This window comes from Verrucosispora sp. WMMD1129 (assembly GCF_029581255.1).
GTDB lineage: Bacteria > Actinomycetota > Actinomycetes > Mycobacteriales > Micromonosporaceae > Micromonospora > Micromonospora sediminimaris.
Genome location: NZ_CP120741.1, coordinates 968,863 through 984,521, shown reverse-complemented (window position 1 = coordinate 984,521; position 15,659 = coordinate 968,863). Strand labels below are relative to the sequence as shown.

11 protein-coding genes and 1 pseudogene are annotated in these 15,659 nt (G+C 70.5%); 4 read left to right on the top strand and 8 right to left on the bottom strand.

What is annotated here, in order from left to right; genetic code table 11:
- Window positions 1-26 precede the first annotated feature (26 nt).
- From O7624_RS04440 to O7624_RS04420, 5 genes and pseudogenes are all read right to left on the bottom strand, one after another.
- On the bottom strand, window positions 27-1,058 hold the full coding sequence (locus O7624_RS04440; protein ID WP_093409788.1) for a ketoacyl-ACP synthase III family protein: 1,032 nt from the start codon (window positions 1,056-1,058) through the stop codon (window positions 27-29).
- A gap of 70 nt (window positions 1,059-1,128) precedes the next feature.
- Window positions 1,129-2,370, bottom strand: a complete 1,242-nt coding sequence (locus tag O7624_RS04435) for an NAD(P)/FAD-dependent oxidoreductase (protein WP_282239041.1) — start codon at window positions 2,368-2,370, stop codon at window positions 1,129-1,131.
- Between the two features lie 45 nt (window positions 2,371-2,415).
- Window positions 2,416-3,698: pseudogene (locus tag O7624_RS04430) on the bottom strand (cytochrome P450); the annotation flags it as partial.
- Entirely contained in the window at window positions 3,688-4,824 is a 1,137-nt protein-coding gene (locus O7624_RS04425; protein ID WP_093409782.1) for a nucleotide disphospho-sugar-binding domain-containing protein, read from the bottom strand. The pseudogene O7624_RS04430 and the gene O7624_RS04425, both read right to left, overlap by 11 nt.
- 38 nt (window positions 4,825-4,862) lie before the next feature.
- Window positions 4,863-5,993 carry a DegT/DnrJ/EryC1/StrS family aminotransferase gene (locus O7624_RS04420; RefSeq protein WP_093409549.1) on the bottom strand — a complete coding sequence of 377 codons (1,131 nt, stop codon included), beginning with the start codon at window positions 5,991-5,993 and terminating at the stop codon, window positions 4,863-4,865.
- 156 nt (window positions 5,994-6,149) lie between these two features.
- Here O7624_RS04420 and O7624_RS04415 point away from each other — a divergent pair, with 156 nt between their 5' ends.
- A complete protein-coding gene (locus tag O7624_RS04415) occupies window positions 6,150-7,181 on the top strand; it encodes an aldo/keto reductase (protein ID WP_282239039.1) in 1,032 nt (343 codons plus the stop codon).
- 52 nt (window positions 7,182-7,233) lie between these two features.
- A complete protein-coding gene (locus O7624_RS04410) occupies window positions 7,234-8,427 on the top strand; it encodes a macrolide family glycosyltransferase (protein WP_282239038.1) in 1,194 nt (397 codons plus the stop codon).
- Window positions 8,428-8,438: 11 nt separating this feature from the next.
- On the opposite strand, the gene O7624_RS04405 is transcribed toward O7624_RS04410, so the two are convergent.
- Genes O7624_RS04405 through O7624_RS04395 form a run of 3 tightly spaced genes read right to left on the bottom strand, consistent with a single transcriptional unit; the run spans window position 8,439 to window position 12,680 of the window.
- Window positions 8,439-9,680 carry a DUF885 domain-containing protein gene (locus tag O7624_RS04405; protein WP_282239037.1) on the bottom strand — a complete coding sequence of 414 codons (1,242 nt, stop codon included), beginning with the start codon at window positions 9,678-9,680 and terminating at the stop codon, window positions 8,439-8,441.
- The gene (locus tag O7624_RS04400) at window positions 9,677-11,350 is read right to left on the bottom strand and encodes an ABC transporter substrate-binding protein (protein ID WP_282239036.1); all 1,674 of its coding nucleotides are present in this window, start codon (window positions 11,348-11,350) and stop codon (window positions 9,677-9,679) included. Before O7624_RS04400 ends, O7624_RS04405 begins: the two co-directional genes overlap by 4 nt.
- Before the next feature lies 1 nt (window position 11,351).
- Complete coding sequence (locus O7624_RS04395; protein ID WP_282240532.1) at window positions 11,352-12,680, bottom strand: aminotransferase class V-fold PLP-dependent enzyme; 1,329 nt, start codon at window positions 12,678-12,680, stop codon at window positions 11,352-11,354.
- Between the two features lie 198 nt (window positions 12,681-12,878).
- On the opposite strand from O7624_RS04395, the gene O7624_RS04390 reads away from it, so the two are divergent.
- Entirely contained in the window at window positions 12,879-13,877 is a 999-nt protein-coding gene (locus O7624_RS04390; protein WP_282239035.1) for a methyltransferase, read from the top strand.
- Window positions 13,878-13,895: 18 nt separating this feature from the next.
- On the top strand, window positions 13,896-15,602 hold the full coding sequence (locus O7624_RS04385) for an ABC transporter substrate-binding protein (RefSeq protein WP_282239034.1): 1,707 nt from the start codon (window positions 13,896-13,898) through the stop codon (window positions 15,600-15,602).
- Window positions 15,603-15,659: the final 57 nt, after the last annotated feature.

The window sequence follows — 15,659 nt, the reverse complement described above, 5'->3', positions numbered from 1 at the left end:
GTGGTCGGTGGCGGCTTCCGGGCCGGTCAGAGGCCGTCGGGGGTGTGCAGGATGCGCAGCACGGCTGCGGTGAACTCGACGCCGGGGCCCATCGCGAGCCAGAGCACGTGGTCACCGGCCGTCAGCTCACCGGTACGCAGCAGGTGGTGCAGGGCGAGCAGGTGGTCGCTGGCGCCGCAGTGGCCGATCATGCGGCCGAAGTCGAATGTGGACTTCTCCATGCCGAGGCCGAGTGGCGCCATGCAGCGCTGCTCCACCACCTCGCGGGAGTAGTTCATGAAGGAGACCCGGGTCAGGTCGGTGGTGTCGATGCCGGCTTCGGCGAGCGCCTGCTCGGCCACGGTCGTCATGGTCTCCTGTGCCTCGCCCAGCACGGCGAGCACGGGCGTCTGTTCGGTGATGTGGTAGAAGAGCCGCGCGCCGAAGTCGAGATCCTTGCCGAGGGTCGCGCCGGGCGGGAACATCGGCTCGCCGCCGCGGTGGACCTCCTCAGCCTCCGGCACGGTGATCGAGCAGACCGACAGCAGCTCGGCGAAGCCGCTCTCGGTGCTCAGCACCACCGCCGAGGCGGCGTCGCCGAGGATGAACCCGAGGTTGGTCCGCCAGCGGTCCAACAGCGGGGTCCCGTAGTTGTCGGCGGCGACCAGCATCGCGGCCGTGCGTTCCGGCTCGGCCTTGAGGTAGCTCGCGGCCAGTTCCAGCATGGTGAACATGCCGTTGCAGCCCTGCCGGATCTCGCTCGCCCGGGGCACGCCGCCGAGCAGGTAGTGCTGAAGGTACGCGTGGGCGATCCAGCCTTCGGGGCCCTGGTGCCAGGCGGCCGCGTAGAGCAGCAGGTCGATGTCGCCGCGATTCAGCTCGCTGGTCTTCAGGGCGTCCTGTGCGGCGCGGAGGGCCATCTCCGGCGCGGGCAGGTCCCCGGCGACGGCGGCGCCTCCGAGCTCGTGGGTCTCGATGTCCTCCTCGGGATACCAGCCCTGGGCGACGGCGTGTTCGACGGTCACGGTCTCAGGAAGGTAGGCCCCGATCCCACGAATGTACGTTCCGGCGGTGCGCATCGAGTTCACTCCTCGGGGCGAATGATCTTAGGATCTTTACTTTAACAATATATAGCGTCAGATGTGGGGGTCAATGCTCGTCGATTGCGCCGGGGGCAAGGCTCTCGTCCCCGCGGACCAGCCCGGAGAGCAGCGACACGAACGAGAGCTTGGGCGGCAGGCTGCGGTCGGGATCCACGATGGCCTGAGCCCGCAGGTGCAGTTCCTCCTTGCCGTGCGCGCCGTCGTAGAAGAACCGGACCAGCTCCAGCAACTGGCCGAGGAAGTCCCGGTACCGGTCCTCGTAGTCCTTCATGACGTGCCGTTCCTTGTCCGGTGCGGTGAGCGTCTCGTGGACCGCCTTCGCCACGCTGCTCGCTCCGCGCATGGCCAGGGTCACCCCGGAGGAGAGCAGCGGGTCGATGAACGCGGCGGCGTCGCCGACAAGGACCCAGCCCGGGCCGGAGAACTGCTGGCAGGTGTACGACCAGTCGCGCGCCGCGCGATAGATATCCACCCGCTTCGCGCCCGAGGTGAGCCAGGAGACCTCGGACGACTCCGCGATCTGTTTTTCCAGCAGCTGCTCCGGCGACAGCCCTGAGGCCACCAGCCGATCGCTTGTCGTGACGTAGCCGATGCTGGTCAGCTCCGGACTCAGCGGCGCGTACCAGAGCCAGCCCTGCCGGCAGCTCTCGGTCAGCAGGTCCCCCTCGTGCTCACCCGGGTAGCGCAGGGCGCCCTGCCAGTAGCTCCACACGGCCACGTTGCGCAGGTCGTCGTACCAGTCGACAAGCCCGAACCGACGACCCAACCAGCGATGCTGGCCCGCGGCGTCGACCACAATCGTCGCCCGCGCCGACACGGAGTCCGACTCGCCCTTGAACTGATAGCGCACGCCGGTGACCCGGTCGCCGTCGGTGAGCGCGTCCCGTACGGTTGCCCCCTCGATGACGTGCACACCGAGCTCCCGCGCCCGGTCCAGCAGCATCGCGTCGAACTCGGCGCGCCGGACCTGCCAGGCGTACTCGTAGCGGCCACCCCGGACCTCTCGGAAGCGGAACGACCAGGGCTCCGTCTGGTTCTCGCCCCACAGCAGACTGCCGCCGTACTTGACCTGGAACCGCAGCTCGGCCATGCGGTCGAGCAGTCCCAACGCGGTAAGCGTCGGGACGATGCCGGTGATCAGCGACTCGCCGACGTGGTAGCGGGGAAACTTCTCACGCTCCAGCAACAGGATCCGGTGCCCCTCCAGCGCGAGAAGACCGGCGGTGCACGCCCCCGCGGGACCGCCCCCGACGACTATGACGTCGTACTCGGCACCGGGTTGTCTCATGGCACCTGCTCCTCCTGCTCGCGTACGTCGGACCACCGGCGGGGCTCAGCCGGCCGGCGTGAACGCGACCGGCAGCCTCGTGAGACCGCGGAACATCGTTCGAGGCTGGTAGACCAGTTCGTTCGGGCTGACAGCCAGGCGCAGGTCCGGCAGCGCGGCCATGGCGCCGAGGGCGGTACGCAGCTGAAGCCGGGCCAGGTACGACCCGAGGCAGTAGCGCATGCCCGCTCCGAAGGACATCGACGGCACGGGTTCGCGGCGGACGTCGAACTCGTCGGGTCGGTCGTACCGCCCGGGGTCCCGGTTGGCCGCACCGGCGAGGACCACCACGACGTCGTCGCGGCGCAGCCGCCGGCCGTGCAACTCGACGTCGGCGGTCAACTGCCGGGTGTTCGACTGCACCGCCGGGTCGAAGCGCAGACATTCCTCGACCGCCTGGGGCACCAGGTCCGGCTGTCGGCGCACCGAATCCAACTGCTCCGGATGGTCGAGGAGGCTGAGCAGGCCGTTGCCGAGTTGGCTGGCCACTGTCTCGTGGCCGGTGAAGATGAAGGTGACCACGGTGCTGACGATCTCGTTGCGGCTCATCCGCCGGCTCCGGTGGGCGGCGAGCATCAGGGCCAGCAGGTCCGTACCGTCGTCGCGCCGCTCGGCCAGCGCCCGCTCCACGTAGTCGGCGAACTCGGCGATGGCCGCGTGCCCGCGCCGCATGTCCTCGGCGGTGGCACCCCGGTCCAGCGTCCGGCCCACCGCACGCGACCAGCGACCGACCGCGTCGGCGTCGCCGGCCGGCAGGCCGAGTAGCCCGAGCACCGCGCGCAGTGCCAGCGGGTAGGCCAGATCGGCCACGACGTCCATCGTGCCGACGGCCCGCGCCGGGCGCAGCAGGTCGTCGACGGTGGCCTCGATCATCGGCTCCAGGCGGCGCAACGCCGACGGCGAGAAGGCGGGGCCGACCACCCCACGCAGGCGGCCGTGGTCCGGCTCGTCTTGAAACAGGATGATGTCGCCGACGATCCGGCTGAGCAGGCCGGGCCCGACCAGGTCGGTCCAGAATCGACGGATGCCCGTCCGGGCGAACCGTTCGTCGCCGAGCACCGTGCGGACGTCGGCGAAACGCGAGACGTACCAGACCTGGTGGGCGCCGCGGTGCACCGGATCGTGGCGGAGCAGCCAGTGGTACGACGGGTACGGGTCGCGCCGGACGTCGACGGCGGTCGGATCGAACGCGGTCACGGCATCGGCCAACACGAGGTTCTCCCTCCGGTGGCTGGTCACGCCGTCCGCCGGACGGGCCGGCGGACAGCGTGAGCCGGCTCAGTTGGCGATGTGCTCCACGAGGCGTCGTACCGTCTCCGCCGGGGTGGGCAGCGCGCGCATCTCCTCGCGTACCTCCCGCGCCGCCGTGCGCATCGACTCGTCCTCGATCAGCCGCCGCAGCAGGTCGGCGTCGACCTTGTCGGCGGTGCTCACCAGGCCGATGCCACGCCGGCTGACCGCCTCCCGTGCGGTGTGCTGGAACTGGTCGCGGGGGTCGGGTGCGAGCAACTGCGGCAGGCCCGCGTCGATCGCGGTCATCACGGTGCCGCCACCGCCGTGGTGCACCACTGCGGTGCAGGTCCGCAGCAGGGTGTGCAGCGGGGTCCAGCCGACCGCGCGCATGTTCGGCGGCAGCTCGCCCAACGGGGTGATGTCGAGGTCGCCGAGCGCCAGCACGAAGTCTGCGTCCACCTCGGCGGCGGCGGCGATGATGGGCGCCACCGCGCCGATGCCGAACGCCTGGAGCTCGATGGTGCCCATCGTGATGGCCACCTCCGGGCGGGGCGGGGACGCCGGCAGCCGGTCGCCGAGGACCGCCCCGCCGCCGTACGGCACCCAGCGCATGAACCATCCCTCCGGCTCTGCCTCCAGCAGCAGGCTCGGCGGGAACGACTCGATCGTCACGCTCGGCTTGGGCAGGGTGACCTGGTGCTTCTCCATCAGGTCGGTCAGGAATGAGGCGATGGAGGCGTGCATGCCCCGGGTGCGCCAGGCGCTCTGGTTGCGCTGGATGGCGGGTACCCCGGCACGTGCGGCGGCGAGCAGCCCGACGGTCGCGCCCTGCTCGTAGACGACCAGGTCCGGCTTGAAGTCGTCGGCGAGAGCGATGGTGCGGTCCACCAGCGGCCGGTTGACGGCGGCGATCTGCACCCCCCACTCCTCCAGGTCGATGGCGGGGCGGGTGGCGACCGTCTCGGCGAACCGCGGGTTGTCCTTGGCCACCTGCTCGAAGACCTTTACCGCGCTGTAGTCCGGGGCCACGTCCACCACCTCCAGGCCGGCGGCCGCGGCCTTCTGGGTGTGTTCGGCCAGCGCGATGACCACGTCGTGGCCGGCGGTGCGGAAACTCCAGGCGAGCTGGACCAGGGGGAAGAGGTGACCGATACCGGGGGAGGAGACGAACAGGACGCGCATGTCGGTGCCCTTCGGGTCGAGGTGACGGCTGGCGTGGTTCACCAGCCGGATCTGATCGTTTCGACGACGTGGGAGCGGTCCTCCGCGGTGAGCCACCAGCCCACCGGGATGTAGACCACCCGGTCGGCCACCGAGTCCAGGCCGGACAGGTGGGCTCGTGACGACGCCATGCAGCTGTGCGCGTCGTTGCGGCGGGAGATGACACTGCTGGCGATGCCGGCCTCGTGCAGCCGGCGCATGAACGCGGCACGGTCGCGCACCTTCAGGGGATACACCCAGAACGAGGGCTCCCGGTCGTCGGCGCGTTCGGTGTGTTCGACGCCGTCGAGACCGGTCAACTCCTTGTCGTAGTAGGCGGCGTTCTCCCGGTGCCGGCGCAGCAGTTCGTCGACGTGTTCCAGGTTGGACAGGCCGATGGCACCGCCGATCTCGTTGAGGACGAAACGGTAACCCCATTCGGCCACGTCGTAGTCGCCGGTGATCCGGTCCGAGGCTCGCTCGATGCCCAGCCACCGGCGCAGCCGCAGCCGCTCGTGCAGGTCGTCGTCGGGCAGCACGACCAGTCCGCCGCTGCCGGTGGTGAGGGTCTTGATCGCCCCGGTGCTGAACACGCAGACGTTGCCGTGCGTGCCCAGCGGGGTGCCCCGGTAGGTGGCACCCCACGCCTGAGCGCAGTCCTCGATGATCAGTGGCCGGTGACCGTACCTGGCCGCGGCCTGATCCACTATGGCGGAGAGCCGGTTGAGGTCCACCGGGTATCCGAGCCAGTGCACGACCACTATGGCCCGGGTGGCCGGTGAGATCTTGGCCGCCAGATCGTCCAGGTCGACGTTGAGCGTCGCCGGGTCGACATCGACCCAGCGCACCCGCAGCCCGTTGGCGAGGGCCGGCCAGTTGGTGCCCTCGAAGGTCAGCGGGGTGCTCAGCACCTCACCCGGATCGGCCTGAGCGGCCTGCCCGGGCCCGGGGCGGGCGGCGAGGCTGAGGGCCAGGTGCAGTCCGGCGGTGCCGCAGTTGACCGACACGACGCGGGGGTTGCCGATGCGTTCGCCGACCGCCGCCTCGTACTCGGCCACGGTCGGCCCGTGCTCCAGACGCCCGCTGTGCAGCACGGCGGAGACGCGTCGGCCGACGTCCGGTGACATGGCGACCTTGGACAACGGGATCATCGCGCCCCCCTCGATAGGTGCCACATGATTCTCAAGTGATTAATGAGGGTGGTCAAGGGCGGAAGGGCGTCCAGGGGTGCTAACCGTTCTTCCTGATTGCGGACCTCATATCGTCCCACGTCGCATGCTTCATAAATCTATATCGTGTAAGGGTGGTTGCCGGATGGTGGATCCGGCCCGGCACAGGAGGTACGGGTGGCGTCGCTGCATGTCCGGCTCGGCCGGACCGGCCTGCGGGTGAGCCGGGTCGCGATCGGGACCGTCAACTTCGGCGGTCGGGTCGACGAGTCCGACGCCCACCGGCTGCTCGACCACGCGTGGAACCGCGGGGTCAACCTGGTCGACACCGCGGACATCTACGGATGGCGCGTACACCGTGGCTGGACCGAGGAGATGATCGGCCGCTGGCTGGCCAAGGACCCGTCCCGCCGCGACTCGGTGGTGCTGGCCACCAAGGTGGGCAATCCGATGAGTGACAACCCCAACGACCGGGGCCTGTCCGCCCGGCATGTCGTCGCCGCCTGCGAGGCGTCGCTGCGTCGGTTGCAGACCGACACCATCGACCTCTATCAGATGCACCAGGTCGACCGGGAGGTCGGCTGGGACGAGATCTGGCAGGCCATGGAGCAACTGGTGCGCCAGGGCAAGGTCCGCTACGTGGGATCCTCCAACTTCGCCGGCTGGGACCTGGTCAGCGCACAGGAGGCCGCCCGCCGACACCGGCTGCTCGGTCTCGCCAGCGAGCAGTGCGTCTACAACCTGGTCAGCCGGTACGTCGAGTTGGAGGTGCTACCGGCCGCCGCAGCCGAGGGCATCGGCGTGCTGGTCTGGTCGCCGCTGCACGGTGGCCTGCTCAGCGGTGTGCTGCGCAAGCGGGCGGAGGGCACGGCGGTGAAGTCCGCCCAGGGGCGGGCCGCGGAGGGGCTGGCCCGGCACCGCGCGGCGCTGGAGACGTACGAGCGCTTCTGCGCCGATCTCGGACGGGACCCGGCCGAGGTCGGCATGGCCTGGGTGCTGCACCGGCCGGGAGTGACCGCGGCCGTGGTCGGTCCCCGTACGCCGGAGCACCTCGACGGTGCCCTGCGGGCGTTGGAGCAGCCACTGGCGGCCGACGTACTGGCCCGGTTGGACGAGCTGTTCCCGCCGCCGGGGCGCGGCGGTCCGGCACCGGACGCCTGGATGTCCTGACCTGAACCCGTGCCGCACCGGTGCGGGACGCGACCACGGACGGAGTCGACCGTTGGCCCATCTGCTCTTCGTCAACGTGGCCAGCCACGGCCTGGTCCTGCCCACCCTGGCGGTGGTCACCGAGCTGGTCCGGCGTGGACACCGGGTCAGCTACGTCACCGCAGGCGGGTTCGCCGCGCCGGTCGCGGCGGCCGGCGCGACCGTGGTGCCGTACGCATCGGAGATCATCGACGCCGACGCCGCCGAGGTCTTCGGCGCCGACGACCTCGGTGTCCGACCGCACCTGATGTATCTGCGGGAGAACGTGTCGGTGCTGCGGGCCACCGCTGCCGCACTCGACGACGACGTCCCGGACCTGATCCTCTACGACGACTTCCCGTTCATCGCCGGTCAGCTGCTGGCCGCCCGCTGGGATCGGCCGGCCGGCCGGCTCAGCGCCGCCTTCGCCTCCAACGAGCACTACTCCTTCTCCCGGGACATGATCGAGTTGGCCGGCACGATCGACCCGCTGGACCTCCCGGCGTTCCGGGACACCCTGGCGGCGTTGCTCGCCGAGCACGGTCTGACCCGGTCGGTGGTCGCGTGCTGGCAGCACGTCGAGCAGTTCAACCTGGTGTTCGTGCCGAAGGCGTTCCAGATCGCCGGGGAGAGCTTCGACGAGCGGTTCGAGTTCGTGGGGCCCTGTTTCGGGCAACGACGTTTTCTCGGGCGGTGGACACCGCCCGTCGACGACCTACCGGTCGTGCTGGTGTCGCTGGGCACCACCTTCAACGACCGGCCGGAGTTCTTCCGCGACTGTGCCCGCGCGTTCGCCGATCAGCCCTGGCACGTGGTGATGACCCTCGGCGACCAGGTCGACCCGGCGCAGCTCGGCGAACTGCCGCCGAACGTGGAGGCGCACCCGTGGGTGCCGCATGTGGAGGTGCTGGAACGGGCGAGCGTCTGCGTCACGCACGGTGGCATGGGCACCCTGATGGAGGCGCTGCACTGGGGACGCCCACTGGTTGTCGTACCGCACTCCTTCGACGTGCAGCCGATGGCCCGCCGGGTCGACCAGCTCGGTCTCGGTGTGCTCCTGCCGGGGGAGAAGGCCGACGGGCAGGAACTGCTCGCCGCGGTCGAGCGGGTGGCCGGCGACCCTGCGCTGGCGCAGCGGGTGGCGGCGATGCGGGAGCAGGTGCGGCAGGCCGGCGGCGCGGTACGCGCCGCCGACGCGACCGAGGCGTATCTGTCCCGGCGCCGCTGACGCCGGCCGGATCAGCTGGCCGTGGGGACCGGAGCGGCCGCCTCCGCGACGATGTCGTCGTGCAGTTGACCGGGCAGCGCCTGCTCGGTCAACAGGGTGCGATACCGCTCGATCAGCGGCACCTCGGTCGGCCGGGCGGCCAACCACGAGCCGACCAGCCGGGCACCCTCGACGTAGGTGGTGGAGTACGCCCGCCACAACGGATCGACCAGGAAGGTGACGATCTGCTCGGCCCGGTCCCGGGGCAGCAGCAGCCACCGGTGCAGGTAGGCCACGACGTCGTCGGGCGGTACGCCCCGGTCATGCAGCAGGATCGCCGCGTCCTGGCGGGCCGGCATGAGCTGGTTGACCAGTGCGACCAGCCGTTCGACCAGCTCACCTTCGACGGTGACGCCCTGGTCGGTCAGCAGTTCGCTGGTCCACCGGCCCCAACCGGGGCCGAGCAGGGCGGTCGCACCGTGCTCGGCGGTTCCCTCGGCCATCAGGCACTGTGGCGTGTTGACCAGGGCGATCCGGTGCTCGTCCCAGCCCCGCTGCCGGACCAGGCCGGCTTCCTTGAGACAGTGCTCGGCGTGGTGACCGGGGTACGCCTCGTGCGTCGCCATCAACGGCAGCACCGCGATCGTGCGGCCCGCCGTCTCGTTCAGGGTCACTGTGGAGCGAAACCCGCCGTGGTAGCGGTTGAACGCGTTCCACGGCCGGTCGCGGACCACCTCGATCTCCACCTGCTCGGCGGTGGGCAGCCCCAGCAGCGGCCGGGCACGCTCACGCAGCGCGTCGGTGACGGCCCGTACCGCCGGACCCAGCCGATCCGGCGGCACCACGTTGCGGGCGTAGAACTGCTCCACCCGCTCCATCAGCGTGCCGCTGCCGGGCAGCAGCGCGCCGATCGCGTCATGCACCGCCGCGTACCGCTCCGGGTCGCCGAGCCCGATCTCGACGCCGAAATAGGTTCGTACCTCGTCGAGGAAGCCGATCGGCTCACCGGCGGCCCGCCGGGCGGCGCAGTGCACGGCCCGCACCTGGGCGGTGAGGAACCGCCGGCGGTCGGTGTGCAGGTCCGCGTCGGACAGCCGAGCCAGCAGCTCACCGGCCTGCCCGGCCAACGTCGCCGGGTCGGGGACCGGCTCGGCGGCGACCCGGGCGGCCAGCGCCGGATCGCCGAACCAACAGTCGACGTAGCCGTCGACCAACCGACCCATCCGCAGCCCGAGCGTGAGGTAGTCGGCGACGACCTCCTCGGCGGTGCTCACCGCTCGTTCCTCAGGCGGACGTCGCCGAGGTCGGCCAGGCCACCGAGCGAGGGCAGGGCATCGGCGCCGTGCACCCGTGGCCCGCGCGGCGCCGCGCCGGTGGGGCGTCGGAACAGCAGGGGTACGACCGCAGCGTCGGCCAGCAGCCGTCGCTGCACCCGCTGCCAGCACGCCACGGCCTCCCGGGGATCGGCGGCGTCGACCGCCTCCTCGACCATCCGGTCGATCTCCTCGTCGCGGTGGCCGCTGGGCCGTGCGCCATCCACCAGCGGCTGGAGGAACACCCGCGCGTTGCCGTACCCCCACGGTGCCGTCCACGACGTGGTGCTGACGTCCCAGCTTTGCGCCGGTGCGTCTGCGGCGCCGGTGAGCAGCGCCCGGTGCGTCGCCTCGTCCAATGCCACCAGCCGTACCTCGATGCCGGCCGTGGCCAGGTCGGCGGCCCAGGCGCGGGCCAGGGCCACCTCCTCGGTCCGGTCGGGGCACACCGCGGTCAGGACGAGTCCGTCCGGATGGCCGGCGGCGGTGAGCCGCTCGCGGGGGGTGCCGTGCGCCGGTGGGTCGGCCGGTGGGTCCGGCGGCAGGTGTCCGTCGTTGCCCGGCGGCACCACGGTGTACGCCTCGCGAATCGCCGACCACGGGTCGTCGGCGCGGGCGATCCGGGCCAGCGCGGACCGGTCGATCGCGTCGGCGATGACCCGCCGCACGGCTGCCGTGGCCACCGCCGGGTTGGCCGGGTCGCGCAGGTTGAACACCAGGAACGGGTCAGCCCGATACCCGCTCACCTCGCCGACGGGCACCCCCCACGGCAGGTCGGCCACGTCGGCGGCGAGCTGGTCGGCCAGCCGGCGCGGACCGTCGTCGGAGACCCGGAACTCCACCGCGTCGAAACGCTGGCGCCGCACCGGGTCGCTCTCCGGACGCCAGGTGGGGTTCGGTTCCAACCGGATGGTCTCCCCGGGCTGCCATGCGGCGACCCGGTACGGCCCGCTGGCGACGAGATGCGCGTGCAGTTCGGGGCTGCCCGGCAGGTACGCGTCGTACTCGGCGGGGGCCGGGGAGGCGCAGGACAGGGCGAGCATGTCGGGAAAGTCCAACGCCGGGCGGACAAGTTCGATGACGACCGTCTCGTCGTCGAGGGCGAACACGCCGGGCAGATCGTGCGCGTTGGCGAAGCCGGCCAGCAGTGCCGCGGAGACCGGCTGACCGGCGACGGCGGCGGCGTACTCCGCGCAGTACCGGTCCATGCCTCGTATCGTGCTGCGGAAATAGGGCAGCGCGGGATGGCGGGTCACGGGGTTGGCGAGCCGCTTGAAGCCGCGTACGACGTCGTGAGCGGTGATCCGCCTCGGCTGCGGGGTGTCCCACCACACGTCCGGGCGCAGGTGTGCCACATACGAGCGGTGACTGGCGCCGAGCCCGGCGTTGTAGGTGGACGGCACGTCGACGGCCAGGTCACCGACCGGGCCGAGGGCCCGCCAGTCGGTCGGGTCAGCCGCCCCGCGGTAGCTGACCAGTTGCCGCGTGGTCAGCCGCAGCAGTTGGCGCTCGGCCGGGGACCAGGCGGCGGCCGGGTCGGCCTGGTGGACGGCGGTGGTACCGAGCAACCGCAGGATGTTCCGGTGCCGGGTGCCGGGTGTGCTGATCGTGGTGCTGCGTGCCTGGGTCACCTCAGGACATCTCCTCGGCAAGGCGGACCATCGTCCGGACGCTGTGGTCGATCTCCTCACGCGTGTTGAACAGATGCGTGGTGATGCGTGCCGCGTAGTGCTGGTGCGGCGATCCGGGGACGTCGAACTCGGTCCAACGGGTCCAGATCCGGTGCTCGGTCTCAAGTCGTTTGACGAAGGTGATGAACTTCTTGATGTTCCAGGCGTCCTCGGGGCGGCGGAACGGGTTGAACGCGATCAGCGGTGAGCGCAGCCGGGGATCGACGCCGGGGGAGTACATGGCCTCCTCGCCGAAAGCCTCGATCAGTCGGCCGCGCGCGTACTCGGCGAGCTCCATGACGTACCGCTCGATGCGGTGCCGCCCGATGTCGTCCCACAGTTCGAAGGCGCGGGTCAGCGCGGCGCCGCGCGCCAGGTTGGCGCTGCCGGCGCTTTGCAGGTAGTCGCCCATGTTGTAGCTGGCGACCTCGTTTGTGGTACGCGGCGGCGGGCTGCCCATCATCGGGTACCAGGTCGAGATGAGCGGCCAGAAGGTGGGCAACGGCAGCGGGTTGGACTCGGGGACGACCTTGTTGCGGACGTAGATCAGGCCGGTGCCGAGCGGTCCGCACTGGAACTTCGAGCCGGAGCAGGTGATGAAGTCGGCGCCGTAGTCGCGCAGGTTCACGTCGAGCATGCCGGGGATCAGGGCGCCGTCGATGACTGTGGTCAGGCCGTACCGGTGTGCCAGCTCGCACAGCTGCCGGACGGGAAACATGGTGCCGGTGAAGAGGGTGATCGCCGCGAACGACAGCACCCTGGTACGCGGTGTGATCGCCGACTCGACCAGGTCGACGATCTCCTCGGCCCGTACGTCGTGGCCCGACGGCGGGGTGACGGTGCGCATCACGATGCCGTGCCGGTTGCGCAGCAGGTTGAAGTTGGACAACACCGAGTAGCACTCGTGGGTGGTGGTCACCACCTCGTCACCCGCGCGCAGGTCCAGCCCGTGGATGACCCGGGCGACGCCCTCGGTCGCGTTGTGGCAGATGACGATCTCGTCCTCGTCCACCCCGAACGTCTTGCCGATGAAGGCCCGGTACTCGGTGAACATGGCCGGCCGGTAGACGTCCAGAAGTCCACCCGTCCACTGCCGGGTGACCCGGTCGACGGTGTCGAGGACCTCGTACGGCATGGCCCCGACGGTTCCGGTGTTGAGATGCACTGTCGTCGGGTCCAGGGCGAACAGTTCCCGGATGCGGCTCCACGACGCGGTGCGCAACGGGCTCGGTGGCACCGACGCCGGGACGGTGGCCGAGCCGGGGGACTCCACGGTATGGCTCACGGTGATCCCTTCGTAGCCGACGGCGGGTCCGGAGGCCGCAGAGGCGGTCCGGGCCGACGCTCAGAACAATCACTTTCTCAAGTGAAAAGCGGCGAGGCTATCGCGCAAGTTGCGGTGAAGAGAGGCTAGCGCTGCCATCCACTTCATTCCGGTATAGCATCCGAGCAAGCGTGTGCGGCAGTAGCGATCGGGCCCGGAGGAAACATGGACAGGTTGCAGTCGGCGCTGGCCCTCTACCAGGAGGCGATGGGCTACACCTACGCGGCGGCGCTGCGGGCGGCAGCGACGGTGAACGTCGCCGACCATCTGGCCGACGGGCCGCGCACCGCCACCGAGTTGGCCGCCGCCACCGGCACCGACGTCGACGGATTGCGCCGGGTGCTGCGACTGCTCGCCGCGCGGGACGTGGTGCACGAGCACGACGGCCGGTTCGCCCTCACCGACAAGGGCGCCGCGCTGCGGTCGGACTCCCCGGTGCCGGCGCGGGCCGGCATCCTCATGTTCACCGACACGATGTTCTGGACGATGAGCCACCGGGTGACCGACGCGATGGGGGCGCGCCGACCCGGGTTCGACGAGATCTTCGGGCGCTCGCTCAACGACTACTTCGACAACGACGCCGAGGTCGAAGCGCTCTACTACGAGGGCATGGAGACGGTCAGCGCCGCCGAGCACCTGATTCTCGCCCGCACCGGCCTCTTTCCCGACACCGGCACGGTCGCCGACGTCGGCGGCGGGCGAGGCGGCTTCCTGCTCACCGTGCTGCGCGAACACCCCGGCCTCCAAGGCATCCTGCTGGACCGCGCCGAGGTGGTCGCCCGCCATCGGCTCGACGAGCCGGACGTCGCCGGGCGCTGGAAGGTCGTGGCCGGCGACTTCCTCGACGAGGCGCCTCACGCCGACGTGCACGTGCTCAAGCGGATCCTGCACAACTGGGATGACGAGCGGAGCGTACGGATCCTGACCAACTGCCGTCGCGCGATGCCGGCGCACGGCCGGGTACTGGTGGTCGACGCGGTCGTTCCGGAGGGCAACGACCCGCACCAGAGCAAGGAGATGGACTTCATGATGCTGGCCGCACGCACCGGACAGGAGCGTACGGCCGCCGAACTCGAACCGTTGTTCATCGCCGCCGGCCTCCGACTGGAGCAGGTGGTGGCCACCCGGTCGGTGATGTCCGTAGCGGTCGGCGTGCCGGCCTGAGCAGGGAGGTCGTCGACCGTGCCGGATCCCCACCCACGTCCCCGCCCCGGCGGCACGTTGCGCTTCTACGGCCCCGGCGGACTTGACCACCTCGACCCCGCCGCCGCCTACTACGCCTTCTCCCACCAGGTGATCCGGCTGTTCGCCCGGCAGCTGTTCAGCTATCCGACCACGGAGGATGCCCGGGCACTGGTGCCGGTGCCGGATGTCGCCGCCGAACTGCCCACTTTCGCCAACGGAGGACGCAGCGCTGACGGTCGGAGCTACACGCTGCGGTTGCGGGACGGGGTGTACTGGGACACCAGCCCGCAGCGGGCGGTCACCGCCGCCGACTTCGTCCGTGGCTTCAAGCGGATGGCGAATCCGGTGGCGGGCGCGGGGGCCCTCGCCTACTACACCAGCACCATCGCCGGGATGGGGCAGTTCGTCGCGGGCTACCGGGCTCGCTTCGCCGGCCGCACTCCCACCGCTGCGGAGCTTGCCGACTACCAGAATAGCCACGACATCGCCGGCCTGCGGGCGGTCGACGACCGGACGTTGGTCATCGACCTGGTCAGACCGGCAAACGATCTGCTCAACCTGCTGGCGATGCCGTTCGCCTCGGCAGCCCCGCACGAGTACGACCAGCTCGTCCCGGACAGCCCGGAGTTCATCCGCCAGGTCCGCTCCAACGGTCCGTACCGGATCACCTCCTACGTTCCGGGCAGCCACCTCACCATGGCGCACAACCCGGCCTGGCGGCCCGACGCCGACCCGATCCGTCGCCGGTACGTGGACCGGATCGACGTCCGGATGGCCCGGGTGAGCGACGAGCGGGTCCGCGACGAGATCACCAGCGGACGGGCGGACCTGTCCTGGGGCGCCGCCGTGGGGCGGCCACGCCGACGCACCGAAGCGGACCGCAACCTCGGCTGGGCGCTCAACCCCTACCTGGTGTTCAACCTGCACAGTCCGCGTGCGGCGGGCGCGTTGCGGCGGCGGGAGGTCCGGCTGGCCATCGCGTACGCGATCGACAAGGCGCGGCTGGTCCGGTTCTTCGACGACATGGGAATCGGCACGGTGACCCGTCCCGCGCACGGCGTCATCCCGCCTGGCAACGTCGGCCACCGTGACTACGACCCGTACCCGACCCCGGGGGACGAAGGTGACCGTGCGCGGTGTCGCCAACTGCTGGCCGAGTCGGGTTATCCGGACGGGCTCACCCTGACGATGATCTACCGGATCGACGCGGTGCACGGTCAGGTGGCGAAGGCGATCGCCGAGGACCTGGCCGCGGGTGGGATCGACTGTCGACTGGTGGAGATCGACCAGACCGACGAGTACTACCGCATCCTCCAGGATCCGAAACGGGCGGCAGCGGGGGAGTGGGACATCACCCCGGCTGCCTTCATGCCCGACTGGTTCGGCAACAACGGCCGGTCCTACGTACAGCCGATGTTCCAGAGCAACACAGCCGTCGGCACGGCGAACTACGGCGGCTACCACAATCCGTTGGTCGACGACCTGATCGACCGCGCGCTCTCCGCGCCTACCGAGGATTCGGCGGCGGCGCTGTGGCACCAGGTCGACCGGCAGGTCCTCACCGACGTGGCGATCGTGCCGATCCTGGTCTGCGAACCGACCATCGAGCACCTGACCAGCGCGCGGGTACGCGACGCGATTCCCCTCCCGCACGTCGACCGCTGGTACGACGCGGCCAACCTGTGGCTTGACCCGCCGGATTGATCCGGCGTTATTGTCGTCGCGACTAATAGCAGGCTTGAATGATATAAGTAGCTTCTG